Here is a 24,207-nt window from a genome sequence, read left to right as displayed (position 1 = left end):
ATCCGGAGAATCGGCTACAGATGAATTTCGATGTCCTCGCGTATGAGCGGACGATGTGAGCTTACGAGGCGATCACAAAGTGTCTTCATTCGTTCGAATGACGGCCGCGTCGGAAGTATTCGGCGATCCTGAAGAATTGAGACATCGACACCAAGAGGATTACTCCGAAGCGCGTTTGGCATCATGCACGCAAGCTGAAGCGTCGTGTCGTCAGATCCAGAATCAGTTCAAACGTCGGAGCAAAGCAGGCCTGTCGGCGACCCGTTTCACTTGCCGCTGTGTTTGTGCCCGGATGAACAAGGAGGCTCGCCTGGGTGCCTATCGTCAGACTCAATTACCGGGAGAAGGCAGGACGGCGACACGCCCGAGTAATGCAACCAGCTCCGCCTGCCGCCGTGTCTGTGTCTTGACGAACAGGGAGGCCAGATGTGAGCGGATCGTCGTCCGGCTCAGCCGTCGGGCGCGAGCAATATCAAGCAAATTATGGCCGCGCGCCAATTCGACTGCAAGCTGGGTTTCCGCGGCTGTGAAGCCGAACAAACACCGGAGCGCTTGGGGCGTCGGCTCCGGATGAGCGTCGAGATCGAGCAGAATGATGGTGCTGGTTTCATCCGTCCAAACATTGGCCATCTGGCTTACAAGGCTGGTGACGCCCTCCTTGAAGGAAGTCGCGAGCCATGATGTCGAGCCAACGGGAATTTGGGCTCCCGCGCGGTTCACCAGCTGCTTGACGGCGCTGTAGAGCGTTTCAGGGCTGGTGGTGAGGTTGCATTCGCGTTCCAATATCGCACGTCCGATTGCACTCACGTCAAGCACACAGCCACGCTTGAGCAGAACTTGCCCGCAGCCAATACGCGCCAAAACCGCGTGTAGGACGTCACGTTGCTCGCCAAGGTCGGGCTTCTTGCCTGGGTCAGCGTCTGGCCGGATAGCGGGAGCACGATTCGAAATGTTGAAGATGGATTCCCTGCAGGGATGAAGCGATGCAATTGCGCCGGGCAATGTGGCACTCTGGTTCAAATTCAACATGTCGTCATTCCCTTCGCCTACTACTTCAATCGAATGACAAGGATTGATCGGAGGGAAAGCATTCCAATTTCGATGAGCCATGTAAATGTTCAAGTTGGGGTAATCCGACTGCACATTTGGCTGAGGCAGTCTACTATTCGTGGGGCCTCTAGCGGTCTGAATGACATGGAGGAAATGTCGGCTGAAAAAGCGATGCGCGCCTCAGCGCGCAGTTTTGTGCAGGCGTCCGGCCAGAGGTCGTAAGCGCGGTATCCTTTGTGGGTACCCCCGCTTGTGCCAATGGCTCAGTTAGATGCGCTGGCTACTCCCGAAGGGCGCAGCGCAACTTCGACCACATCTCCCGGCTCTACATCGAAATCAACTGATGCGACGATCCTGTTCCACTGCTGGCCGACCTTTCGTGCGATCGTTACCTCTGCTCGGAGATCGCTGGTTCCGACAGGTAGTGCTCCCGCACCGCCGACAGGCTGCAATTTTTGACTCAACGCCTGCAATTTAACCCGCAAGTCCGCCATGCGAACGGTTGAATCCTTCAACTCGCGCAACAGATTGATGGTTCGCAGATTGGCGACCCGCTCGATCTGGCGCACGAAGTCGTCGCGCTGACGTTGCAGCCGCATGACTTCGACCATCGTCTGAAGACGCCTTGTCGACGACAACAGAAGAGCGCGTCGGCTTTCCGTAACACGGGGGCTTGGCAATGATCCTGCGCCAAACAACTTGGCTACCCGATCCAGCTCATCCTCATCGGCCTGAACACCCTTTTCCTCACCGTCCTGCTGCTTCCTGAGGGTTACGAGCTGAGCCTCCGATTGTTTGACTGCATCCTCTAGAAAGCTTCGTTCCTTACGATAGTCGATTTGCGCGGTCTTTAGCGACGCCGACTCGGATTGCATGATCGACTCGATGACGGAGACCGGCAAAGATACTTCGCTGGGTATCTTCTGATCGAAGCTGTCATTGCCCTGGAGTTCCGCATTGGTGCGGATCACGTGGATATACTCTTTGATGTACTCGGTCGACAAAGATTGGTAATCGCGCAACAGATCCGCCGGATCGATAGCACCGACCTGACCGCGAGAACGCAACAGGCTAAAGCCACCGGCGACTGCAACGGCTTGGCGTACAGTCATGGACGCGCGATACACCAGCTGTCCGGGCGTGAGAACGTCGCCTGTGACGTAGATCGGTCGATATTCCACGACGCTCGTGATCACGTCCCCAGGCTTGATGACGAGCGCCTGCTCGCGCCCATCCGGTGAGCGCTGACGCAGAATCCTGGACTGCAGCAGCGTCTCCATGCGGGTCTGAAGTTCCGACGGGGTCAGACCTGCAACCGGCACCGTACCGACCCCGGGAAGAGCAATGGTGCCGTCAATCTGGATCTGAGCTCTATTGCGCTGTTCAGGCGCTCCACCGACCGACACCTCGACAGTATCGCCCGGCGCGAGGCTGTATTGAGCTCCGAGGCAAGCGTCGCTGCCCGCCAAGACAACGATTCCTGCCCAGAAGCCGATGGAGACATAGCCGAAAGTCTTACTGCGCCTGTTGCCCTTCATGACGATCTCCTTGCGCTAAGTCGTTTCCGCTGTCTCGATCAGCCCAGTCGATGCGGGAAACAAAATCAAATACCGGCCCGCCTCGTTGCCCCCAGTTGCTCGACCAGATGACTTGCGATCCATCAGGAGAAGGTGAGCCATGCGTTTCGCTCCAATAGTCATACGGAGCATTGCGCGTATGCGCGATACGTCGAAATTCGCCACTGCCATCGATTTTAAGTGCGATAACTTCCTGAGCGAACGGTGCCACTTTCTTGCCGCCGGCGGGAGCGAGCGCGGCGCCGGCATAACTCATGAAGACCCAGCCGGGACGGCGTATCGCTCGCATCGATGCATGCTGAGCTTCTCCATAGGGAGCGAGCGCCGTGACCTGTCCGTCTTGGAGTCTCCGTTTGATGACCTGATACTTGTCGGGCGCCGACTTACTGATGCCGACATAAACTTCATCACCGCCGGCATCGACGGTCATGTCGCCGTGGCCGGGCCGGTGATGCTCTGTCCAGCTCTGCAGGAGATCACCCTCAATGCTGAAGACAAATGCTTGATCTGTGAAGTCAATGAGAGACTGCTGGCAGAATATGTACTTGCCCAGCGGCGAGATTCCGCAATAGCTGTTTTTGCCGGGAATTCGCGCCAGCTCAATATCAGGAAATTTCCGGCGATCCGAAAGATCCATCGCAAATGCGACAAGCGTGCCCTGCTGGCCGATGGCGCGCACCACGATACGGTTGCCGTCCCATGAGGGATTGCCTTTGTACGGGCCGAATTGAAGCTCCCGATATACTTCCGTCTCAAGAATTACATCTTCGGCGTTGCTTCGCGGCGACCATCGCGAAATGCGGCGCCCGGCGACACAAATCATGAGCTCTGGATCTTGCGGATGCCATTCGCATTCACCCCCGCGCTGTCGCCGGAACAGTGGAGCATAGGTGTGCCCATCAAGAAAGCACAGTCCATTGCATCCGTTGACAATCAAAAGCAGGCTCTGGTCGGCGTTCCACGCCTGCGCACTCGAATAGCGATGGGTGCAATAGGAACGCTTGCAAACCATGCCGTTTCCCATCGGACTTTCAGGCGTGGTCACACGAACCAAGGTCGTACCTAGGGACGCATCGACGACTGGCGCGAGATAGCCAGGCAAATCCATGGCCGGCGCCGGGAGGAATTGGGCGTTTCCGAGCGATTCCGTTGAGGCGGGTCTTGAGGAAGCGAGCAAGACAAGGGCGCCACAGCACAGGAGAGCTCGGGCATAACTTAGCCGGGCCATCATGTGATGAAATCCCTTTGCCGCCGGACTTGCTTTCCCGATAGGCGATGACGCCACCAGTCAACTGTCCGCTCCAACCCTTCCCGCAGCGTGACCCGCGGTGACCATCCCGTTGCATGGACGAAGCGGGTGCAGTCAGCGAGCAACGCGCGCACTTCCGAATTTGTCGGTCGCAGACGCTTCTCATCCTGAAGCACAGGCTTTTCGCTGGAAGTAAGATCGACGATGACATCAATCAGGTCGCGGATCATGATCGCCCGCTGACTACCTGCGTTATATGGCTGGCCGTATTCGATGCCCTCGGCCAGTCCGGCAGCCATGAACGCGGCCGCGGTATCTGCAACGAATGTAAGGTCACGTACGGTTGTTGCATCTCCGATCATGATCGCGGGGCAGGAAGGATCTAGCGCTTGCCGTATGATGGCAGCGATGATCGCCCTTTCGCTCTGTCGTGGCCCAAACGTATTGAATGGCCTGAGGATGACGACTGGTACGCCGAACGATTTCGCAAAAGCCCCTGCCATCATGTCCGCGGCTATTTTGGAAGCGGAATACGGCGATTGTCCCTGCAGCGGATGAGTTTCATCGATCGGCATTGTTATGGCTGTGCCGTAGACCTCGCTGGTCGACGTGTGAATGACCCGCTCGGTGCCGCACTGCCGCGCGGCCTCGAGCACATTCAAGGTGCCGAGCACGTTTGTTTCGACATAGGATTGCGCAGCGACGTAGGAATAGGGGATCGCGATCAGTGCCGCGAGATGAAAGACGATTTCGTGGCCGGGTACGAGACGACCGACGAAAGCCGCATCGCGGATGTCGCCGCGAACCAGGTTGACTTTCTTTCGGGTCGAATCCGGAAGGTCATCCAGCCAACCATGGCTATCGAAGGAATTGTACTGGGCAAGAGCGGTAACGTTGGCCCCTGCCGAAACAAGCGCTTCGGTCAGGTGCGAGCCAATGAAACCGTCGGCTCCCGTGACGAGAATTCTGGCACCAAGGTAATTCATGGCCGTCAATGTCCGGTTTGTTGTTTAGATTCTTTCGATTGATTCTTCCGCGTGTATTCGGTCCACGATCCCACCGCGATTGCCCAGGCCGCACGAACAATCCAGCCGAGATCAGAAGCCAGTGTTCGGCGCGGGAAATAAGCGAGATCGATTTTCGCTTTGGTCGGGAACAGAACTTGTCGATAGAAATCCACAGCCGCAACGTCAGCGGGATAGAGCTTGCTTTCATGTCGAAACATGACCTGGCACGGACCAACAAGACCGGGCTTGTGGTCGAGAAGCTTCTCGAACCCACCGTGAAAGCAGTCGAAGAATGCAAGCGATTCAGGCCGCGGTCCCACGAGCGCCATGTCGCCACGCAAAACGTTCCAGAGTTGCGGTAACTCGTCCAGCTTGCTCGCGGCAAGGATGCGGCCAATCCTAGTCAGGCGGCCGTCTCCCTCCATTGTGAGCGGACATCCATACCGGTCGCAATCCGGCCTGAACTTGCGAAATTTGTACATACGGAATGGTCGTCCATTTTGCCCGAGACGAAGTTGCGAGAACAAAATCGGCCTTCCGCCTTCGATCCAGATAGCAAGTGCTACGATCAGGAAGAGAGGAGCGAGAGAGGCTGTCGCAGCACCGGCAAACAGAATATCAAGGGCGCGCCGCAAGCCCACCTGCGTAACAGGAGTTGACGCCAGGAGCTGGTTCGCTGCCCCGCGCATGGCTACGCGATTGCCCCTAATGGAAACTCCGTGCCAAGTGCGGCGGCAAGAGAATTCACTACCTGTTCCACGTCGGCCGGGTTCATCCGGGGGTGCAGCGGCAGCGTGAGCTCCCGTTGGGCAAACTCCTCGGTGCGCGGCAAGAATGTATCGGGATAGAGTTCTCTGTAGAATGTCAGGTGGTGGACGGCGGGATAGTGAATCGTAGTCTGTATGCCGCGCTTGCGTAGCCGATCGATCACAGGCTGCCGATCGGTTGCCGTCGGCAGGACGACCGGCATCAGATGGTGCGCCGATGGCCAAGGATTCGCGAAGGGTATCATCACCGCTGGGCAATGCTCCGCCATCAACTGACGATAGCACAGTGACAGGCGTCGCCTGGTGTCATTCCATTCCGGAAGTTTCTTGAGTTGGGCAAGGCCAACGGCAGCGCGCAAATCGTCCATACGATAGTTGAATCCGAGGATCGTAACGTCGTAGTCGGGACGACGACTGGTGAGGCGCTGTCGCGTGCTGCTTGTCATGCCATGGGACCGTGCTCGCTTGATGGTTTCCCTCAAAGCGCGGCTGCGGGCGATAATGGCGCCGCCCTCGGCGGTCGTCATGTTCTTGTTGCCGTAAAAGCTGAATGCTGCCGCCTCGCCATAGGTCCCAACTGCGGGCAGTCCGGGCGCATGAGCTGCATCCTCGATCAGGAGCAGGCCCTTGCGACGAGCGAAAGACTGCCAAGTGTCGCGATGCGCGAGGTAACCGGCGAAATGGACGAGAATAATCGCTTTTGTTCTCGATGTGCATTTGGCTTCAGCATCATCCAGCGACATCAACGGAATCTCGGCCGAATCGATATCGACGAAAACGGGGCGCGCTCCCACATAGAGAACGCTATTGGCCGTGGCGACGAAGGTCAGCGATGGAACGAGAACTTCGTCGCCCGGCCCAATGCCGAGCGCGTGCAGGATGAGGTGGAGGGCTGCCGTGCACGAGCCGACGGCGATTGAATCCTCGGCCTCATGAAGATGAGCAAACGCTTGTTCGAATTCCCGGACCCGGTCTCCCATCGTAACCCAGCCGCTCTCGATGACAGAGGCTAGGGCTGTTTGCTCGTCCGGACCCAGGACTGGCTCTGATACCAATAACATGTGTTCATCTCCAATCCCGGATTCGACGATACGTTTGAGATTGCACGAGCAGCAGCCGTGACATGCAGCGTCTTCGTCAGGCCGCGACGGTTGCCACGAATGCCGGGGGCGACTGCTCGTCCCATGCAATATCCTGAGCCTTGAGGAAGTCGTCCACCCGCCCGATGTCGAGCCACATGCCGTTGTGCTTGAATACGTTCACGGGTATTTCCTCTTCCAGCATCTGGGCCATCAGATCGTCGAAGCCGAATGGAACACCTGACGGAATGCGGTCCAGCACCGAGGGATCCATGCAGTAGATGCCCATACTCACCAGATGCGACAGTTCGGGCTTCTCACGGAATCCGGTGACGCAACCGCCCGTCTCGTCGATCACGCCAAAGTCCATCTTGGTAGGACGTGTGGCGGTGGCGATGGTGAGGGGACCTTGGTGTCGGCGATGACAGCTCACGAACTGACTGAGATTCAGGTCCGTGAGCACGTCGCCGTTGAGGACCAGAAACGGCGTGTCGAGTTGTTCTCGCAAAAGCGACAGCGGGCCCATCGTTCCAAGCGGTTCCACTTCCTGCGTGTAAACGATCTGCATGTTCCACTGATTGCCGTCGCCGCAAACACTGCGAATAAGGTGGCCCAGATATCCAGTCGTGATGAAGACTTCTCTGATGCCATTTCGCCTGAGCCATTTGAGCAGGAGCTCGAGGACGGGCCGCGATCCGATCGGCATAAGCGGTTTCGGCAAGATGGATGTATGCGGACGCAAGCGCATTCCCTTTCCGCCGCATTGAATGACAGCCTTCATATTATCCTCCTGTGTTACTGAAGCGCGCAATCGTTCATCATATCAACGCGACAGCCCGGCCTGGTGCTGATGGCCAAACCGGAATGCCATTGACGAGAAAACTAGACGCTGACTATCCGCGCGTCTTCGTGCGTTTGCATGAGATGTCGGAATGATAGTTGGATTGCACGCGAGCACTGTATTGCAGCGGCAAAGCTGCAGCTCGCAGTGGTGCATGATGGGACGAGACAGACCGAACCGGACTTCGGCTGCATCGCTGGCGCACGATATCGCGAGGCCCGATTGACATCGCTACGCTTGGAATGACGACAACAGCGCAACGAGCCGGCTTTTCAGAAAGCCTGTTAGAAACTGACGCCCGGCATCCCTCACGCGCGCGAGCGACATCGCACTAACCGTTGCCCAAGATCGGTGGAGTGATTTATTGAAGCGCGTCGCAAGAACACGCGCGATCGTCAGCGCCTCACGTATCCATGTTCGATCGTTCACCGGCGCGAGCGCCACGCTCCGACGACCACCGGTCGGCGCGACTTGCTCGCCTACGCCAACAATCGCTGACTATTTGCCGACTCGTGCCGCGCCACAGATCTTTCCGTTGATGCCCTTACGGATCAGACCGTCGATGCGCGAGACCTCAATATGATTTGGCTCGTGGTTGATCACACCCAGTGGCACTGGCGTCTCGTTTTTCTTGATCTCGGAGATCATCGCAACGGGATTTGAAAGCCGACCATTCGAATCGCCAGCTAAAGGCGGAGAGTTGCTGTTTGCCGGTTCTGCCAGTGATCCGTTGTTCATCCCCCAAATCGCTGCCTGTGTCCGATTCTGGACACGGAGCTTGCGAAGGATCGCCTTGACGTGGACTTTTACAGTTGCTTCGGCGATATGGATCGTCCGCGCGATGCTTTTGTTGGAGGCGCCTTCAATCAGGCAGTGCAAAATTGATTTTTCCCGCGGAGAAAGCTGCGGCGTGGTCATATCTTCTGTAGCGATAAGAATCGCCTGCGTCTTGTTTTGGTCACGCGACCCCGTCTCGCCTGGGTGACTGCCTTCGGGAGCAAGAACAGATGATAGAAATGCTGGAGGAAAGATCGTTTCACCCATCATTATCAGTTCGATGGACTTTATGAATACATCGCAGGTCATAACGTTGACAAAGTAGCCGTTGGCACCTGCCCGAAACGCAGAAGCCAGTTCGTCCATTCGATAATGATCGGCCACGATCGCAATGCGCCCGCCCGGATGGTAGTCCCTGAAAAGTTCGATTTGTTCAATCGCGGCGTCAAAATCATCGCCGGTGTGAGCAATAAGAAGCAGAGGCTGGTGTGCTTGCGGTTGACCCGGGAGCAAATCATCCACGCTTGATACTGAGGCTAGGATACGAAAATTTGCTGAGCGTAAAATCCTGGCAAGACCTTCTCTGAGTAAAGTATTTTTCCCAACGAGAATTGTAAAAAAAGATTGTTGCCTCCGCATCGCGACCCTCCCAACCATACGCAACTGATTTAAAAAAAACTGAGCGCTTGAAATTCAGCTCATTCTTGGTGATCTGTCGGCGGTTAAGCCCCGCTTCTTCGGCAGAAATTTTGGCATTGGAATATTTTCAGTCGGCAAGAAACTCTGTCTTTTTAGAAGCATTTCGTCGTCGAATTGAAGACGCCTCCCTTCTCGTTTGCGACGATTTTATGAATGTTAGATGCGAATTCTCGATCTCCCTATATACCTTTAGTTATAGGCGATGGGCCGGTACTGAGGGATGTCGTTCATAATAGTAAACGGGGGATTCACCGCAAACTTCGCAGAGGGAGTGCGTGCTTCGTCATACGGGACGTCTATCCTTGAGTGACAATTTCAGATACGTCCACCCAAAGTTGTTACGTGTTTTCTTTGTTGCGTTGCGATGTAGCGTAACGAATTTGAGCCTCCAGAAAATTAGGCTAAGAAGGGAATATCCGGGGTCGCGTGGAGTTTAAGTTTTGGGGGGCTAGGCTGAGGACCGCCCATGCGTTGCACCAGTGTCGTGATCGCAGACCGCCATCCTGTGGTTCTGCAAGGTTTGACGAGCGTGCTTGAAGCGCAAAACGGCTTCAAGATTGTCGCGTGCTGCAGCACTGGCCCGAGCTGTATCGAAGCGATTCGAAATTTAACGCCGGACATCGCCATTATAGACATCGAAATGCCGGGCCTAACCGGGCTGGAAATCGTTGCCATCGCCAACTCCGAGGGGCTTTCAACGCGGATCGTCTTTTTCACCGCTGTCGTTGAAGATCGCCAACTGGCTTTATCGGCCGCTGCTGGCGCCTACGGTGTCATCCTGAAGGACATGCCGCTCGAAACCCTGATGCAGTCCCTGCGTGAGATCGCGACTGGCCAAAGGCTATTGCCGCTTCCCGCGGTCAATCACGTTATACCTTCCGAACAGAAGAGTATCGCGATCACGGAGAGTGTTCTGGCGGTGCTGACAGAGCGCGAGCGTCAGATCATGCGCCTGGTCTCTGAAGGGTTGTCGAACAAGGAAATTGGGCGGCGGCTGAATATTGCTGACGGCACCATCAAGCAACATCTCCATCACATCTATCAGAAGCTTGAAATCAACAACCGGACAGTGCTTGCGGCGCTTGCCATATCGCACAACGAACGTGGGGGCTTTCTTGAGGATCGGGCTCTGTCGGTTCATTGTGATTGAGCGTCTGCAGTCGCTGCTGACCCGTGCACCACTTCCCGCTGATACGGGCACTGATTGGCGCACAAGCCTCGTCGGCGACATCCACCTCGCCGCCATCGCGGAGGCCGAAAGGACCCTGATGCGTGGCTTCACCACCCTGCCCGACATCGGTGGGCCTTCTTCAGCAAATCGCTGAGGAACCTGCATTGCCAGTCGCGCGGCGCCAAGCCCCGCGGCAATCCGGTCGCAGCGGAAAAGATGCGGGTGAAGTGGCTTTGATCGGCAAAGCCACAAGCCTGTGCAACATCGGCCAACGGCATATCGGTCTTCATCAGAAGATTTCGGGCCAACTCGACGCGCTGGGACAGGATAACTTAGAAAGACGCATTTAGGGTCGCGCTCGCGTCCAAATCATCGCAGATAGCTCGCCAGGTTCAGGCTCTGAACCTTGGCAATCGCGGCATAGGATGCCGTAAGCTGGGCCTGATAGGTCGACAGTTTGGCGGTGACCGCTGCAACGTCGACACTGGTGAGATCGCTGCCGAGCGTCTTGGCATAGGATTGATACTCGGTCTGGTAGGCACTGGCCCGCTCGATTGAGGCCGATGCGTTGGATATCCGCGTCTGCACCACACCAAGCTTGTCGATGGAATCGACCGCCAGATCGAGCGCCTCATTGAGCGTGTCGGTCGAAAGCGGCGAATTGCTCGCTACCAGATTCATGGCCCGCATGATCTGCTCGAAAGCGGTATTGTCCGCCGTGACGCCGTAAGAGACCGTCTGGTTGTCCGAGACGCGTACAGCGCCGAGCTGACTGTCGCCCTGATAATAGCTCGTGTCTGCGGTGGACGGCGACGATGCCGCGGCATAGGTCGCACTCGATATATCCACCGGCGCGGTTTTGGTGGCAGAACCGCCGAACAGATAGCCGCCATTATATTGCGTGTTGAGTAGTGACGCCATCTGCTCCAGCATGTTCTTGGCGCTCTCCGTGACGCTGGCCGCATCCGTGCTCGAAGCGCTCGATGCACCCGTCAGCAGAGTGCGGAACTGTGTCACCAGATCGGACACCGAATTGACGGCCGAGTACATCACCTGGATCTTGCTGTTGGTCTGTGTGGCGGCATCGATATAGGACTGCGCCCGGGTGACTGAGACCTGAAGATTGAGCACCTGCTGCGCCGATGACCCCAACCCGCCAAAATCCGACGAGATCAGCCCCGAAGCCTCCTGGATCTGCTGATTGGCCATGGTGCTTTGCGTGCGCAAAGCAGACGCGATCATCTGGTCGTTGATCGCAAAGGTGGCAACGCGCATCTGCATCAAGTCGGCTCCCGTCAGCTCGCGCTCTGCACGGCGGTCAGCAGCGATGAGAACATCTCGTTGATGACCTGCATGAGCTGCGACGCGGCCGTATACTGATTCTGCAATGTGCTGATCTTTGCGGTTTCTTCGTCGAGATTGACGCCCGACTGCGACGCCAGCGCATTGGCAAATGACGATTGTGCCGTCGACTTTGATGTATAGGTCGTGGCCGCGAGCGTTGCCTTCGACGCGACATTGGCGATGACCGTGGCCGCGTAGTCCGCAAACGAACCGGTCGATGACCCGAGCCCACCTGACGCGCCAAAGGTACGGGAATCCGTGAGTGCCGCGTAGATCGCATCGACCACGTCGGTCACGCCGGCGGTGATTACCTTGGTGCCCGTCGTCAGCGTTGCCGATGCATCGAGGATCGAGACGGCGAACAAACCTGAATTGGCCAGGATGTCGCTGCGCACGGCGATGTTGGATGCCCCGGTTCCGGTCACGAGGTCATTGAGGCCGAGATAGTCGGACAGGCCGATTCCGCTGCTGCCGACGGCGCTCGTCATCTCATTGATGGCGACCCCGTTGCTGCTGCTGGAACTGGCGATCACCACCTTCCCGCTGGCATTGATCGATGCGCTGAGGCCGGAAATGCCGTTGATGGCCGAGACCAGGTCGCCCACCGTCGCATAGGTCGACAGATCGAGATCGGCATAGGCCACCAGACTTCCCGACTGGTCGGCAACAGCAATGCGGACCGTACCGGTCGCATCCAGCGCAGTCGCCGCCGTGACCGTCGTGGTGCCGGTCAGCGTTGTTGGCGGCGGCAACGACGTGCCCTGATTGCTTGCGGCATTCAGGGTGTCTGCCAGCGTATTGGCAAGCTGGTCGAGCTGCGACTGCGCTGCGGGCAAGACGCTATCGCGCAGGCTGAGCAAAGAGCCGATTTCGCCAGATGTGATCTGCGTAGTGACATCGACGCCGTTGACGGAAATGCCGCTGAGCCCGCTGGACGAACCGGCCGAGTAGCTGGCATTGGCCGTCACGGATGATGCCGCCGTGAAGCTAAGCAGATGCGCACTGTTGTCCACGAGCGTCTGGCCTGACGCCGTATAAACCTGCATATCCCCCGTCGATGAAATGAAATAGCTGACATTCATCTTCGACGCGACGGTCTGCAGCGCGACATTGCGCTGATCCTCGAGATCGCCCGTCGATTGGCCAGCGGCCGCCGCCTGTTTGATCTGGGCGTTCAAACTGGCGATGGCCTGCAGGCTGGCATTGACCTGATCGACATCGGAGGAAATCGCGGCATCGGCAGTGCCGCGCAGTTGCTGAATTCCCGAGGACGTCTCGCGCAGTTGCGATGCGAGGCTATCAAGCGTACTCACCACATTGGCTTGCAGCGAGGCACTGCTGGTCGTGCCGGCGAGCGACGATATGGCGGATTCCAGCGATGCCAGCGTGTTCGCGATCGAAGTTCCGGTGTCTTCTGCACTGGTCGTGCTGCCATACAGTGCCTGCAGCCGGTTGAGATAGTCGTTGTTGGTGTTGGCTGCGCCGACTTCCGAGGTTGCGGAGATCAGGGACTTGAACAGCAATTTGTCGACGCTGCTGGTGATCCCGGTGATCGACACGCCGGTCCCGGCGCCGCCACTGGTGGTCGCGACCTGATTGGCGGTCTTGACCGTGTAGCCGGTGGTGTCAGCATTCGAAATATTCGACGAGGCGACGCTGATCTGGACCTGACTGGCCATCAGGCTACTGACGGCGATGCTGCGGGCTATCTCCAGCGACACGATGGCGACCTCATATTATGGCTTGGTTTAGATTCGCACGTTGCGTGCGTAGGATGCCGACTGCGCACTGATGCGACCATTGGCGCCGTAGGGCGCGCTGTCGGATATCTGCTCCCGAATCGCGGCCATCACGGCGTCGATGCGGCGCTGGCTGGCCTCGATCGCGGCGCGCAGGCGGGTAACATTCTCGTCCATCGCGACGCTGAGCTGTTCGAGCCGGGTGAGTACCCGCCCCTGCAACTGGCGATCGGAAGTGCCAAGCAACATGTTCTTGCGACCTACTTCCTTGACCCAGGCCTCGAACAGCTCCGAAAGCTCCAACTTGATCGCCGTGTACTGCGACTGCGAGGCCGGCAGCCCCATCGCCAGAGCGATATTCTCTTCGGCGACGACGTCGATCAGGCGTTCGATCAGCTCGACCAGATCCTCGAGGCGGGATCCGTCATCGGCGCTCGCGGGCTGCAGCGGCGGGCTTCGGGTCATCATATGGTCACTCCGTGATCGATGGATGGGGCGCGGCTGCCGTGGCGTGCCGCCCGAGCGAGGCTATCCGGGAATATGCCGTCGCCGCTTTGCTACGCGCGCCGGCGATGTTGAGTTTCTGCGCCAACGCGTCACGGCGCTGCTGCAAAGTGGTACGCAGCGTCCTGAGATCGCCTTGCAGCGCCAGGATCATGCGCCGATCGCCACGATCGATCCGCTGCGCGGCGGCCAGCAACCGGTCAAGTCGCCGCATTAGCGCGTCATCGTCTGCCTCGGCCACCATCGCGGTCATCTCATGCTCGAGATCAGGGTATCGAACATCTTGTTGACGGCGGTGATCACCTGCGACGCGGCCGAATAGGCCTGCTGCGCGGAGATCATGCTGCTGAACTGCTCGTTGGTATCGGTGGTGCTGGATTCCAGCTCACTGCCAAAAATGGTGCCGGCGCCGTTGGTGCCGGATTCCTGCAACGCAGCCGTTCCCGATTCTGCCGTTGCCGAATACAGCCCGTTGCTCTGGGCTTCCAACTGATCGGCAGCGGCAAATGTCGCCACCGGGATCTTGTAGATCGCAATGGTCTGACCGTTCGAGTAGGTGGCATTGACGATGCCGTTTTCGCCAACCGAGATGTTGCTCAGTTTACCGAATGCGAGACCGTCGGACTCGATGCGGGTGATGTTCACAGCAGGAGTAGATAGGCCGGAGGCATATTGCGTCAGCCCATCGGTGCCGCCTACGGTGCCGAGGTTGAGCGTAATGTTGCTGTCCGCCGCCCCTGTGGTCCAACCAGTGATCGCCAGCGTTGCCGGACTGGGATTGGTGCTGGCCAGCGAACCGTCGGTATTGAAAGAAACCGACACGGTGCTGGTCGGGGTTGCCGCGGTTGTCGTCGTCGAATCCGACGACAATGTCGGCTGGCCGAAGCTCGCACTCCAGGTATTGTCCGCAGTCTTAGCCCAGGTGACCTGGATCGAGCTCGACGTTCCCAGCGAATCGTAGACCGACATCGACGTGGTGAACGTATCGCCGACCGCGGCGTCCGCCGGCAAATTGGCCGAGAAGGTGGTGGTCGCCGTCGCGCTGCCGCTGGTCTGCGCCACACTCGTATCGATTGTCGTGAGATTTCCGCTGCTGGCGCTGCCAATCACATTGCCGGCCGCATCGGTGCGCCAACCCAGAAGATAGGCACCGTTATTGACGAGATAGCCGTCGGAATCCGTCGTAAACCCGCCGTTGCGCGTGTAGAGCGTCGAGCCGCCGGTCAGCGACGTCGTTACCGGAAAGAAGCCGTTGCCCTGGATCGCGATATTGGTAGAGGTCGATGTTGTCGTCAGCAGGCCCTGCGTCGTGATATTGGACTTCGAGAGCGTCGTCACGCCGCCGGACGAATAGGCCGATGCGCTGGACGAACCCGTCACCAGCGACTCGAACGATGCCGAGTTTGTCTTGTAGCCGACCGTCGATGAGTTTGCGATATTGTCGGAAATCATCGCCAGAGCCGAGCTCTGGGCGTTAAGAGCGGAGATGGCTGAAGACAGCGCGCCGGATAGACTCATAATCAGTACTCCAAAGTAAACTCAGGAAGTGACGCCGATGACGTTGCTGGTGCTCACGGACGTGCTCCCGATATTGAGCATCGGGGTGCCGGACGAGTTGTTGATCGAGGTCACCTTTCCGGTGACGGTCGTGTAGCCGTAGACAGACTGACCAGTGCTATCGGTGGCCGAGACGTTGAGCGTGTACTGGCCGCCGTCGGTCAGCTGGGTGCCGTCCGTCGCCGTGCCGTCCCAGGTGAAGCTGTTGGTGCCCGAGGTCGTCGTTCCACTGCCGGTCCACACCGTGTTGCCGGATGAATCCTTGACGCTCAGCGTGACATCGGAGGTGGCGGACTCGAGCGAATAGCCAAACGAGATCTGGCCATCTTTCAGCGTGCCGGTGTCGGTTTTCGCGGTAACAGTCTGGCCGATATAGTTCGACGAATTCAGTGTGAGCAGGCTGTTGAGCGACGACACCAGCGTGCCCATATTGCTGTTCAGCGTCTGCTGCTGATCGAAATTGGCGTAGGACGTGAGCTGATTGATGAAGTCGGTCGAATTGGTTGGGTCGAGCGGATTCTGGTTCTGCAACTCGGTCACCAGCAGGTTCAGAAATTGCTGCGACGTAATGGCAGAGGTCACCGACGAAGACGACGCCGTCGAGGCTGTCGTGGTCGTGGTTGACGTCGTTGCAGCTACAGTCATGGCGCGCTCCGGCGATATCCGCGCGCGCAGCGCTGCGGAATTGCGTCAGTGAGAAGAGTGCTCGTGAAGTCCGTTCCTTATTGAAACGGGTGGTCTCGGCCGTTCAGGCAAAGATTCTTTGCAGGCCGCTCCTGCCCGCGAGCCATCGCGCCCCGTTACAAGAAAGCGCTGTGCCGCGGGGGTTTTCTGAAATTTTTTGGCGCGAGCTATTGGCGCTCAGGCGCGGCAAAAATTGCCCGCTGGGACGGCCGAGGGAGGTTTTGTAGAAGGCCGAAACGGGAGGCAGTCGCGCACGGGATTGTCCGCGGCACTGGCGGGATTAGAGCGACCGTAACGGAAGCGTCAGCTACTTGCTGTCAGGCTTGCTTGCCGGCTTCGCGGGAACCACATCGGATTGCCGGGCCTTCTGCATGATCCGGTCTACCAGGCCATCCGGCGCGCGCACGACGCCCGACGGCAGGGCACGGCGCAGCAATTGCGCCTCGGCCATCGCCGCACGCGCCTGTTCCGACGTCCGCAGCAGTGCGAGCGCGGCGTCCCGCCGGTTATCTGGCCAGGTTGACACGTCTTCACCGTGCCGACCCAACAGGTCTTCAAACTCGGGAATGTCCATTCTGGAAACTCGCCCGGCACGCACCTGATCGTACGCTGCATGTCAGCCCTCGCTCGGACTGGCACGCCAGCGTCCTAAGGCAGACCGGGCCGCGAGGCAATGCTGCCCCGACTTTTCAACCACAAAAAGACATCGAACGATCCTAAACTCTGCAGGTGCAATGAATTCACCGTGCCCGCCGGTGTCGATCTGATCAGGCGGGCTTCGCGGCACTCCGGGCGACGACAATCCAGGCGTCACGAAGCTCGGTCAGGCTCGCAATGATCCGGCCATAGCACTGCGCCGCGTTCGGCTGCCCGAACGACCGCAGGCAGGCCATGATCAGCGTATGATAAGTGGTGTGCAGGCCCTCCGCGACCTCGCCTCCGCGATCGAAATTCAGGTTATGGCTCAGCCCGCGCAGGATGGCAGTCGCCCGGATCATCAGATCGTGGCTCTCCTCGAATTTCTTCTCCTCGGACGCCGTCACCGATTTCTGCAATGCCGTAATCGCCCCATCGATCATCATGACCACCGCCCGCAACGGCGGCACCGCGACCGCCGCCTGTCGATAGGCCTGGGCGGCCTGAAAATTCGCTTGATGATGCATGACTAATCACTCGACGCGTTGAGAAGGGCGGACAGATAATCCAAGGTGGAATTGGCCGACGAGATCGCCGACTGATATTTGGCGTATTGGGTGGTCAGCATTGTACGATAGATCGCGGCGCGCTCGTTGATGTCATCGATCTGCTGCTGCATCCGGTCGTCCTGGGATTGCAAATTGGTAATCAGATCCTGCAGTGAACCGCTGGTCTTGTTCGATGAGGCACTCGCGATCGCGTTGATCTGCGCCGCAATCCCGATGGTCGACGTGATGGTCACCGATGCCGATGACGTACTGCTGTAGCTGAAGGCCATGCCGGAATAGATCGTGCCGGCCTTTCCGATGATCGTTCGGCCAGACACGGTAAACAGCGAACTGTCTCCCCCCACCGAGACCGACAATGCACCGGAGCTATCGACCGCAATATCCATCACAAAGGACGATGGCGGCGATGAACTTGTATTGACAACCGCGAGCGCCGCCGACGAACTCGTGGTCTTGGTGGCGAGGAGCGCGATGACACCGTCAATATTGTCGGCCAGGGTTGTGGCGAGCGTGCTCGTATCGAGCACAAGATCGTTCGTGTCCGAGAACGACAGGCCGAGATCGCTCATCGACAGATCGCCCACGATGGAGTTCAGGACCTGCTCCATCTGCGTCGTGACGCTACGCATGGTGCCGTCGCCAAACAGCACCGCACTCGTGTCTGCGGTTCCACTCGACGACAGCGTCTGCTGCGTGGTTACGTAGTCGCGCACAGCGTTGTAGGACGTGACGAATTGCTGCAATGCAGTCTGGATCGAACTTGTATCGACATCGATGCTGATCTTGACTGTCGATCCCGATGGCGTGCTTTGCAGCAGACCAAAGGAGACGCCGCTCAGTACGTCGGTGATGTTATTGGTGTCGCGCGTCAGCGTAATGCCGTCGACGCTGAAAATTGCGGGTTGCGATTCCTGCAGCACGTCGGTGAACGCGCCGGAACTATCTGTCACGCCCAGGGTCGTGAGCACATCGTCACCCGACATGACACTGGTGATGATATCCGCATTGTCCTTGGTTGCAGACAGGATCATCTCGTACTGATTGCTCGAGATCTGGATGATCGAGGCCTGGACGTTCGTCGTGGACGTCTGTGCGTTGATCGTATCGACGAGATCCTCCAGCGTCATCCCGCTGGTGGCCGAGATATCGGCACTTGTGCCGCCTTCCAGGCCGATCGAGAAAGTGCCGGCCAGACCGAGATCGGCACTCTTGTCTGCAACTGCGGTGCCGATCACCTTGTGGGCTGTGGCGATCTGGGTCACCGTGAGCGTGTGATCGCCGGTCGCCGCGCCGTTGCTGATGGCCATCGAGACGGCAGAACTGGCGCTGACGTCGCCAGTGGATGTAATGGTCGCCGATCGCGCTCCATAAGCACTCGACGACAGTGAATTGACGATCGACTTGGAGAGCGAGGTCGTGTCGGTCGTCAGCGTCGTAAGCAGCGTCTGCAACTGCTGATAGGCCGAGATCTTGGCCTCATTCGCGGTGATACTGGTCTGGATCGTGGTCGCGGCTGCCGTCTTGGTGGCAACCTGCGCCTCGATCAAGGCGTCCCAATCGACGCTGGTCGTCGTCTTCGTGCCGGAGGTGGTCGTCGCCAAGGCCGCGGTTGCTGCCGCGGAAGTCGAACTCGTCACCGTCGCCATGCCACCTTACTTTCCTGCACGAGAGTGCGAGCCGGCGTTGCCGCCGGCTCGCGATTGCTGCGGCTTAGCCGAGCAGCTTCAGCAGATATTGCGGCATCTGGTTCGCCGACGATTCTGCGGCGACCGCAGCCTGTACCTTGACCTGCGAAGACGACAGCTTGGCCTGCTCGGCTGCGATGTCGACGTCGGTGATCGCGGAATTAGCGGCCTGCAGGTTCTGGGACTGCGTCGAGATCGAGCTGGCGCTGAAATTGAAGCGCGATTCCTGCGCACCGATCGTCGCGCGGGCGGCGGAGACCGTATCGATGGCAGTGTCGAGCGCGTCGATGGCTGCAGTGGCGCCGGCCTGCGTGCTGACATCGAGCGTATCGACACCCAACGTGGCAGAGGTGAGATCGTCGAGTTTCACGGTGATCGTATCGGCCGACGTCGAGCCAACCAGAACGGAAGCGCCCGCGGCGAATGCGCTGGTACCATCCAGCAGGCTCTGCCCGCTATAGCGCGTGCCGGTCGCGATACTGTCAATCTGATCGCTCAATGCGGTAAATTCCGAATTGAGATAGGCGCGACTACTGTCGGTCACCGTCGCCGAGGAGGACTGCGATGCCAGCGACTTCATACGCGAGAGAATGTCGCTGATGTTCGAGGCGCCGCCATCCGCTGTCTGCAGGATCGAGGTCGCCTGTGAGGCGTTGGTTGCGGCCTGCTGCAGCGTGGTGACGTCGGATGAAATGCGCGTCGAAATCGCGAGACCGGCGGCGTCGTCGGATGCCTGGGTGATCTTCGAGCCGCTCGACAGCTTTGAGAGTGAGCTCGACATCTGCGACGAGTTGATATTCAGGTAACGGACTGCAGAATTGGCCGCGGTGTTGGTTGAAATAACGGGCATTAAATTGCTCCTTGAATGTGGCCGCGGATGCGGACCGATCGGGGACCTCTGGACGCAGGCCAGCCCCCGTCCATTCGCTAAACGGAATGGCCCTCACAATTCAGGCGCCGTTTATTTCGGGGCTGATAATTTATAGTTAGCAATCGCTTAACGAGTGCAGGATGTCTGGCTCATGGCGGCGCAGAATTTCGCGCAGCTGCTGCCGCCCGCGCTTGAGCAGCGACTCGACCGCGGACACAGTCGTGTTCATGACTTCGGCGATGTCGCCGTTGCTCATGTTTTCATGGTAGGACAGGATCACCGCGACACGTTGCTGCTCAGGCAGACGCTGCATCGCCGTCTCCAGCAATTTCGCCACTTCATCACGCTGCATCGTGCTGAACGCATCGGGCTTGACGTCGGCTGGCTCCGGCACGGCATCGACATTGTCGGTGCGCGGCCGACGATGCAGGTCGATGCAGCGATTGGTGACAACCCGGTAGAGCCACGTCGAGAATTTTGCGCGGCCCTGCTCCCATTGCCCGCGATGCGTCCAGACCTTCAGCATCGTGTCCTGCACCACATCCTCGGCATCGGCGCGACTGCCCAGAAGCCGAAGCGCAACGCCAAACGCACGATCGATATGACGCTCGACAAGACATCTGAATGCCATCTCGTCATTTGCGGCTAATCTGTCCAGCAGCTCTTCGTCACTATCGCCCGCTGGCTCGCACGCGTCGAGCATCAGAGAATCCTCCGCAGCTTCAAGCTGCACCGGCATTGTTTCGACAGCGTCTGCAATCTGGAGCGCGTACGTCATGCCCTTCTCCCATTTCTCCGCCGACAAACGGCCGTTCTGGTCGACCTCTCACTCTTGAACGGGTGACGCGCGACGATCAGGCGATGAATTTTGCTTATTTTACAAACACTTGATGGGAAAAAGCTGCCTGGAACTAGGCAGAAATTTCTACACTGGCTGTTGCGGCCACGTCGGGCCTGATGGGAACGACTCATCAAAGCATCTCGAGAAATCGCATCGACTGCGGCGAGTGATGCAAAGAATTCTTACGCACACAACGACAACACCTGCAGCGATACGACATCACTCAGCAATCGAAGACCGATGCCGGCAACTTTGCAGCGATGGATCCGGCAGTGGGCAACGTCACACCTTCACTGGGAAATTCTTGCCGAATCGCAATTTGAAAATAGCGGACTGCGTCGTCGGAAAAAGAAAAAACGCTTGCATGCGGCGCTCATCTGCGGCGCATCGCGATCTTTTTTGTTTCAGAACATTGACCGCGTGCATTCAATGCGCACGCGCAATGAAGATACACACAGTAGAAACAAATCGCACCGACCTGAAACATATAGAAGCATATTGCGCTACGCATCGCAGAGATATCCGCCTGACGACGTCGACTCGTTCGTATCAGTCAAAGCATTCAAACGAACGAGACAGGCGGCGATGAACGACAGCTTGGACGATATCCTCCGGCAGCATGCGCGCCCGCCGCGACTGGGCGCGCTTCAACTTGCACGCTTGCGTCAGGTAACGAGCCGGTGCCATGGCATTGTCGACTGGGATGGCGTTAGTGCCGTATCTCAGCCTGGCGCTGCGGTCATTGTGTTCGAAGCGACGCACGCTGTGCGCGTTCAGGCGCTGATCGAATCCCTGCACGAGAATGCAATCGTCATTTTGCTCGTTGGCGAGAGCCCAGCCTTCGACGGCCTGAAGTCGAAATTACACGCACACGGGTCACTCGGCGCCGAGGGCGCGGACGCGCCGCATCAGGTGTGGTGGGGCGGCGTCAAGCCGCTCACGGTGCCGACCGGATTATATCGAAAGCAGGATACGCTTTTCATTTCGTCATTCGAGAGTTCAGACATTCAGGGCGAGGATGCCGGCCTTACTGCAGATCTGAAGCGGTTGGGCCTCGATCACGTCGTAACGCAGATATCACCGAACTGCAGCAAGGCCTGGCAAGGCACGTCGAAAGTCGATTTCATCATCGAGCAGTGGAGCCAGGCATGCCGCCCGGTGTTCTGGATCGACGCTCAGGCGCGGCTCGCCAATCTTCCACTGCTCCCGCAGGCGCTGGGCTGTGACTTCGCAGTCAACCGTCGCCCGAATGGGGTAATGAATACTGGCGCGCTGTTCTTCCATCAGACCGAGCGCGCCGAAGCGCTGCTCGACATCTGGCGGCGCCTCACCTGCAGCCACCCCAATCTGCCGGAGTCCTTCCTGCTGGATCAGGCATGGGCGCTCACAAATGCGCAGCGGGAAATCGAAACCGCCTGGCTGCCGGACACCTACTGGCGAAAAGATGATGTGAAGCCGCGCATCGACAGCACGATCCTCGCTCATGCCTGTAACAATGATGATCATCCATTGGAAAAATTCGCTGAACAAATGCAGTTGGGGCGCAGGTTCGAACGCCATCAGGCTCCGGAAGCTCACCTCGTCATGAAAGGCGTCGCCGGCGGCCGCGGGCTAATCACAGTCGTGATCAGGGACATCCTTGCAGGCAGCACGACGGACGTCGCCGAGTCGGTGGAAGCAGCAGCAGCAGCGTTTGCCGCCGACGATGGCGGATTTTCGCAGATGGAGATTGTGCTCTGCGGCTGGGACGACGAAGTCAGGTCCGTTCTCCAGATCGAGGACTATGCGTGGACACTGATGACCGACGTATCGGAACGTCTGCGGCCGAACTGCTTCAGCACGCTCAAGCGCCGACGCGCCAGGCACGATTTACATGCGCTGGAATACACGTCAGAGGATGAGACAGAGGGCAAGATTGCTTCTGCCATTCAGTTGGTCGATCCGTCACTCGGCGCCAAGCTGAAGCGAAGTGGCACGGCCGACCACATCTTTATTCGGAAACCTGTCTAGGCGCGTCCTATCGTTAGAGGTCCCCAGCGTAAATTAAGCCGGCTCGACCTTGAACAGACAATGATCGTGAGCGCCTTCAGCCTCGCAGTAGACCTCCTGCGCCCGCAACCTGACCTCACGACCGGCACTTGCGGCAACATATTCGAGCGAGCCTTCGAGCCAAGACGCAAACATGTAACACACCTTGCGGCCACTGTTGCGGCGCTCGCCATCAACCATTGCCGAATTTCGCAAGCGCACTGTCGCCGTCCCTGCTTCCGGCGACACGTCGAGCACATCAAATTGGCCCCATCCGCGCTGCGTGATGCGGCGCATATAGTGACGGAACACATCGACGCCGGACATGCCGTGGAATTCGGCTTCCTTCTCGCACCAGTAATAGGCCGAGCGATGGCCGGCCGGCCGCAGAATGCGCTCCAGCTCCGCAGCTCCCACCGCCGCCTCGATGGCGAAGTGGTTGTTCATATAGAAATGCTGCGGCACCAAGATCATATTGGTCGCATCGACCGACCAGCGCCCGGTCTGGTCATCGACATTGATGTCAACCTGCGGCTTCCCCATCTCAGGCCCCCCAGACGGTCTTCAGGAGATTGACCCAATTCTTGCCAATGACGGCCTCGATGCGTGAGGCTTTCCAGCCGCGCTTTTCCATGGCGGCGGTAAGGTTCGGCCATTCGCCTATGGTCTTGATGCCTTCGGGATTGATGACGTCGCCGAAATTGGTGAGGCGGCGGCCATATCCCTTGTCATGGGTGATCCAGTCGAAGAATTCCTGGCCATAGCCCTGCGTGAAGTCGGTGCCGATACCGACGCTGTTTTCGCCGCAGATATCGATGACGTATTCTATTGCCTCGACATAATCGTCCACAGTCGATGCCGGACCGCGCTTCAGGAAAGGCGGGAACATGGTGACGCCCACAAAGCCGCCGTGATCGACGATGAAGCGCAGCTGCTCGTCGGACTTGTTGCGCGGATGCTCCTTCAAACCGGCTGGCAGGCAGTGCGAATAGGCAACCGGCTGCTTGGAGGCGAGGATGACGTCTTCGCTGGTCTTCGATCCGACATGCGACAGGTCGCAGAGGATGCCGAGACGGTTCATCTCGGCGACAACCTCGCGGCCGAAGTCGGACAGGCCACCGTCCTTGGACTCGTAGCAGCCGGTGCCGACCAGGTTCTGCGTGTTATAGGCCATCTGGATGATGCCGACGCCGAGCTCCTTGAACAGGCCGAGATAGCCGATCTGATCCTCGATACCGGTGACGTTCTGCCAACCCAGGATGATGCCGGTCTTGCCTTCCTCTTTGGCCTTCAGGATGTCAGCGGTGGTGTAAACTTGCTTGAGGATGTCGTCGTTGTCTGCGAACCAGCGCTTCCACTTGACCACATTGCGCATGGTGGCTTCGAAGCCTTCCCAGACGCAGCAGGTGCAGTTGGCGGCTGTCAATCCGCCCTTGCGCATGTCCTCGAAGACCGGGCGCCCGAAATCCGAGATGATCAATCCATCGACGACGATGGCGCTTTCATGGATGGTTGAGGACATGACGTTTCCT

At 58.4% G+C, this 24,207-nt stretch carries 24 protein-coding genes; 2 read left to right on the top strand and 22 right to left on the bottom strand.

The window, feature by feature from the left end:
- Positions 1–330: 330 nt before the first annotated feature.
- The 8 genes from AB8B02_RS26295 to AB8B02_RS26260 form a co-directional block, all read right to left on the bottom strand.
- The gene (locus tag AB8B02_RS26295) at positions 331–1,122 is read right to left on the bottom strand and encodes a helix-turn-helix transcriptional regulator (protein ID WP_439065563.1); all 792 of its coding nucleotides are present in this window, start codon (positions 1,120–1,122) and stop codon (positions 331–333) included.
- 191 nt (positions 1,123–1,313) lie between these two features.
- A complete protein-coding gene (locus AB8B02_RS26290; protein ID WP_309941003.1) occupies positions 1,314–2,588 on the bottom strand; it encodes a polysaccharide biosynthesis/export family protein in 1,275 nt (424 codons plus the stop codon).
- On the bottom strand, positions 2,566–3,735 hold the full coding sequence (locus tag AB8B02_RS26285; protein WP_439065562.1) for a hypothetical protein: 1,170 nt from the start codon (positions 3,733–3,735) through the stop codon (positions 2,566–2,568). The genes AB8B02_RS26290 and AB8B02_RS26285 overlap by 23 nt, the downstream gene beginning before the upstream one ends.
- 119 nt (positions 3,736–3,854) lie before the next feature.
- Positions 3,855–4,862 (bottom strand): SDR family NAD(P)-dependent oxidoreductase, encoded by a 1,008-nt coding sequence (locus AB8B02_RS26280; RefSeq protein WP_439065561.1) that lies wholly within the window; start codon positions 4,860–4,862, stop codon positions 3,855–3,857.
- 5 nt (positions 4,863–4,867) lie between these two features.
- Positions 4,868–5,524, bottom strand: coding sequence for a sugar transferase (locus AB8B02_RS26275; RefSeq protein WP_439065944.1), 657 nt, complete (start codon positions 5,522–5,524; stop codon positions 4,868–4,870).
- A 50-nt stretch (positions 5,525–5,574) separates the two neighbouring features.
- A complete protein-coding gene (locus tag AB8B02_RS26270; RefSeq protein ID WP_089266610.1) occupies positions 5,575–6,711 on the bottom strand; it encodes a DegT/DnrJ/EryC1/StrS family aminotransferase in 1,137 nt (378 codons plus the stop codon).
- 76 nt (positions 6,712–6,787) lie between these two features.
- Positions 6,788–7,510: a sugar phosphate nucleotidyltransferase gene (locus tag AB8B02_RS26265; protein WP_089266608.1), complete on the bottom strand. Its 723-nt coding sequence runs from the start codon at positions 7,508–7,510 to the stop codon at positions 6,788–6,790.
- A 558-nt stretch (positions 7,511–8,068) separates the two neighbouring features.
- The gene (locus AB8B02_RS26260; RefSeq protein ID WP_439065560.1) at positions 8,069–8,986 is read right to left on the bottom strand and encodes a LuxR C-terminal-related transcriptional regulator; all 918 of its coding nucleotides are present in this window, start codon (positions 8,984–8,986) and stop codon (positions 8,069–8,071) included.
- Between the two features lie 526 nt (positions 8,987–9,512).
- Between AB8B02_RS26260 and AB8B02_RS26255 the strand changes: the two genes are divergently transcribed.
- Positions 9,513–10,196: a LuxR C-terminal-related transcriptional regulator gene (locus tag AB8B02_RS26255; protein WP_439065559.1), complete on the top strand. Its 684-nt coding sequence runs from the start codon at positions 9,513–9,515 to the stop codon at positions 10,194–10,196.
- A gap of 128 nt (positions 10,197–10,324) precedes the next feature.
- On the opposite strand, the gene AB8B02_RS26250 is transcribed toward AB8B02_RS26255, so the two are convergent.
- The 12 genes from AB8B02_RS26250 to AB8B02_RS26195 all read right to left on the bottom strand — a co-directional run bounded on the left by AB8B02_RS26250 (position 10,325) and on the right by AB8B02_RS26195 (position 20,584).
- A complete protein-coding gene (locus AB8B02_RS26250; protein WP_256461314.1) occupies positions 10,325–10,543 on the bottom strand; it encodes a helix-turn-helix domain-containing protein in 219 nt (72 codons plus the stop codon).
- A gap of 43 nt (positions 10,544–10,586) precedes the next feature.
- Positions 10,587–11,498 (bottom strand): flagellin, encoded by a 912-nt coding sequence (locus AB8B02_RS26245; protein WP_439065558.1) that lies wholly within the window; start codon positions 11,496–11,498, stop codon positions 10,587–10,589.
- A 14-nt stretch (positions 11,499–11,512) separates the two neighbouring features.
- On the bottom strand, positions 11,513–13,282 hold the full coding sequence (gene flgK, locus AB8B02_RS26240; RefSeq protein ID WP_439065557.1) for a flagellar hook-associated protein FlgK: 1,770 nt from the start codon (positions 13,280–13,282) through the stop codon (positions 11,513–11,515).
- Positions 13,283–13,309: 27 nt separating this feature from the next.
- Positions 13,310–13,768 carry a flagellar protein FlgN gene (locus AB8B02_RS26235; RefSeq protein WP_439065556.1) on the bottom strand — a complete coding sequence of 153 codons (459 nt, stop codon included), beginning with the start codon at positions 13,766–13,768 and terminating at the stop codon, positions 13,310–13,312.
- 4 nt (positions 13,769–13,772) lie between these two features.
- Positions 13,773–14,057 (bottom strand): hypothetical protein, encoded by a 285-nt coding sequence (locus AB8B02_RS26230; protein WP_439065555.1) that lies wholly within the window; start codon positions 14,055–14,057, stop codon positions 13,773–13,775.
- Positions 14,054–15,322 (bottom strand): flagellar hook protein FlgE, encoded by a 1,269-nt coding sequence (gene flgE / locus AB8B02_RS26225; RefSeq protein ID WP_439065554.1) that lies wholly within the window; start codon positions 15,320–15,322, stop codon positions 14,054–14,056. The genes AB8B02_RS26230 and flgE overlap by 4 nt, the downstream gene beginning before the upstream one ends.
- A 21-nt stretch (positions 15,323–15,343) precedes the next feature.
- Entirely contained in the window at positions 15,344–16,006 is a 663-nt protein-coding gene (locus AB8B02_RS26220; protein WP_439065553.1) for a flagellar hook assembly protein FlgD, read from the bottom strand.
- Positions 16,007–16,352: 346 nt separating this feature from the next.
- Positions 16,353–16,619: a hypothetical protein gene (locus AB8B02_RS26215; RefSeq protein WP_439065552.1), complete on the bottom strand. Its 267-nt coding sequence runs from the start codon at positions 16,617–16,619 to the stop codon at positions 16,353–16,355.
- Between the two features lie 193 nt (positions 16,620–16,812).
- Positions 16,813–17,208, bottom strand: coding sequence for a flagellar protein FliS (locus AB8B02_RS26210; RefSeq protein WP_439065551.1), 396 nt, complete (start codon positions 17,206–17,208; stop codon positions 16,813–16,815).
- Positions 17,209–17,210: 2 nt separating this feature from the next.
- Positions 17,211–18,896, bottom strand: coding sequence for a flagellar filament capping protein FliD (gene fliD, locus AB8B02_RS26205; protein WP_439065550.1), 1,686 nt, complete (start codon positions 18,894–18,896; stop codon positions 17,211–17,213).
- A 64-nt stretch (positions 18,897–18,960) separates the two neighbouring features.
- Positions 18,961–19,785 (bottom strand): flagellin, encoded by an 825-nt coding sequence (locus AB8B02_RS26200; RefSeq protein ID WP_089266590.1) that lies wholly within the window; start codon positions 19,783–19,785, stop codon positions 18,961–18,963.
- 136 nt (positions 19,786–19,921) lie between these two features.
- Positions 19,922–20,584 carry an RNA polymerase sigma factor gene (locus tag AB8B02_RS26195; protein ID WP_120287831.1) on the bottom strand — a complete coding sequence of 221 codons (663 nt, stop codon included), beginning with the start codon at positions 20,582–20,584 and terminating at the stop codon, positions 19,922–19,924.
- Between the two features lie 303 nt (positions 20,585–20,887).
- Here AB8B02_RS26195 and AB8B02_RS26190 point away from each other — a divergent pair, with 303 nt between their 5' ends.
- On the top strand, positions 20,888–22,657 hold the full coding sequence (locus AB8B02_RS26190; protein WP_439065549.1) for a hypothetical protein: 1,770 nt from the start codon (positions 20,888–20,890) through the stop codon (positions 22,655–22,657).
- A gap of 33 nt (positions 22,658–22,690) precedes the next feature.
- Here AB8B02_RS26190 and AB8B02_RS26185 read toward each other — a convergent pair whose 3' ends face one another.
- Together AB8B02_RS26185 and AB8B02_RS26180 are read right to left on the bottom strand one after the other, a co-directional pair.
- Complete coding sequence (locus AB8B02_RS26185; RefSeq protein WP_320446282.1) at positions 22,691–23,218, bottom strand: DUF5943 domain-containing protein; 528 nt, start codon at positions 23,216–23,218, stop codon at positions 22,691–22,693.
- Position 23,219: 1 nt separating this feature from the next.
- On the bottom strand, positions 23,220–24,197 hold the full coding sequence (locus AB8B02_RS26180) for a dipeptidase (RefSeq protein ID WP_439065548.1): 978 nt from the start codon (positions 24,195–24,197) through the stop codon (positions 23,220–23,222).
- Positions 24,198–24,207: the final 10 nt, after the last annotated feature.

The sequence above is a fragment of the Tardiphaga sp. 862_B3_N4_1 genome (assembly GCF_051811085.1).
GTDB lineage: Bacteria > Pseudomonadota > Alphaproteobacteria > Rhizobiales > Xanthobacteraceae > Tardiphaga > Tardiphaga robiniae.
This window is presented reverse-complemented; position numbering and strand designations above follow the sequence as displayed.

Excerpts from the sequence above, each read along its gene's own strand:
- AB8B02_RS26290 (WP_309941003.1), bottom strand. The coding sequence starts at position 2,588 with ATGAAGGGCAACAGGCGCAGTAAGACTTTCGGCTATGTCTCCATCGGC.
- AB8B02_RS26285 (WP_439065562.1), bottom strand. The coding sequence starts at position 3,735 with ATGGATTTGCCTGGCTATCTCGCGCCAGTCGTCGATGCGTCCCTAGGT.
- AB8B02_RS26280 (WP_439065561.1), bottom strand. The coding sequence starts at position 4,862 with ATGAATTACCTTGGTGCCAGAATTCTCGTCACGGGAGCCGACGGTTTC.
- AB8B02_RS26270 (WP_089266610.1), bottom strand. The coding sequence starts at position 6,711 with ATGTTATTGGTATCAGAGCCAGTCCTGGGTCCGGACGAGCAAACAGCC.
- AB8B02_RS26265 (WP_089266608.1), bottom strand. The coding sequence starts at position 7,510 with ATGAAGGCTGTCATTCAATGCGGCGGAAAGGGAATGCGCTTGCGTCCG.
- AB8B02_RS26260 (WP_439065560.1), bottom strand. The coding sequence starts at position 8,986 with ATGCGGAGGCAACAATCTTTTTTTACAATTCTCGTTGGGAAAAATACT.
- AB8B02_RS26255 (WP_439065559.1), top strand. The coding sequence starts at position 9,513 with ATGCGTTGCACCAGTGTCGTGATCGCAGACCGCCATCCTGTGGTTCTG.
- AB8B02_RS26245 (WP_439065558.1), bottom strand. The coding sequence starts at position 11,498 with ATGCAGATGCGCGTTGCCACCTTTGCGATCAACGACCAGATGATCGCG.
- AB8B02_RS26235 (WP_439065556.1), bottom strand. The coding sequence starts at position 13,768 with ATGATGACCCGAAGCCCGCCGCTGCAGCCCGCGAGCGCCGATGACGGA.
- AB8B02_RS26230 (WP_439065555.1), bottom strand. The coding sequence starts at position 14,057 with ATGACCGCGATGGTGGCCGAGGCAGACGATGACGCGCTAATGCGGCGA.
- flgE (WP_439065554.1), bottom strand. The coding sequence starts at position 15,322 with ATGAGTCTATCCGGCGCGCTGTCTTCAGCCATCTCCGCTCTTAACGCC.
- AB8B02_RS26220 (WP_439065553.1), bottom strand. The coding sequence starts at position 16,006 with ATGACTGTAGCTGCAACGACGTCAACCACGACCACGACAGCCTCGACG.
- AB8B02_RS26215 (WP_439065552.1), bottom strand. The coding sequence starts at position 16,619 with ATGGACATTCCCGAGTTTGAAGACCTGTTGGGTCGGCACGGTGAAGAC.
- AB8B02_RS26210 (WP_439065551.1), bottom strand. The coding sequence starts at position 17,208 with ATGCATCATCAAGCGAATTTTCAGGCCGCCCAGGCCTATCGACAGGCG.
- fliD (WP_439065550.1), bottom strand. The coding sequence starts at position 18,896 with ATGGCGACGGTGACGAGTTCGACTTCCGCGGCAGCAACCGCGGCCTTG.
- AB8B02_RS26200 (WP_089266590.1), bottom strand. The coding sequence starts at position 19,785 with ATGCCCGTTATTTCAACCAACACCGCGGCCAATTCTGCAGTCCGTTAC.
- AB8B02_RS26195 (WP_120287831.1), bottom strand. The coding sequence starts at position 20,584 with ATGACGTACGCGCTCCAGATTGCAGACGCTGTCGAAACAATGCCGGTG.
- AB8B02_RS26190 (WP_439065549.1), top strand. The coding sequence starts at position 20,888 with ATGCCGGCAACTTTGCAGCGATGGATCCGGCAGTGGGCAACGTCACAC.
- AB8B02_RS26185 (WP_320446282.1), bottom strand. The coding sequence starts at position 23,218 with ATGGGGAAGCCGCAGGTTGACATCAATGTCGATGACCAGACCGGGCGC.
- AB8B02_RS26180 (WP_439065548.1), bottom strand. The coding sequence starts at position 24,197 with ATGTCCTCAACCATCCATGAAAGCGCCATCGTCGTCGATGGATTGATC.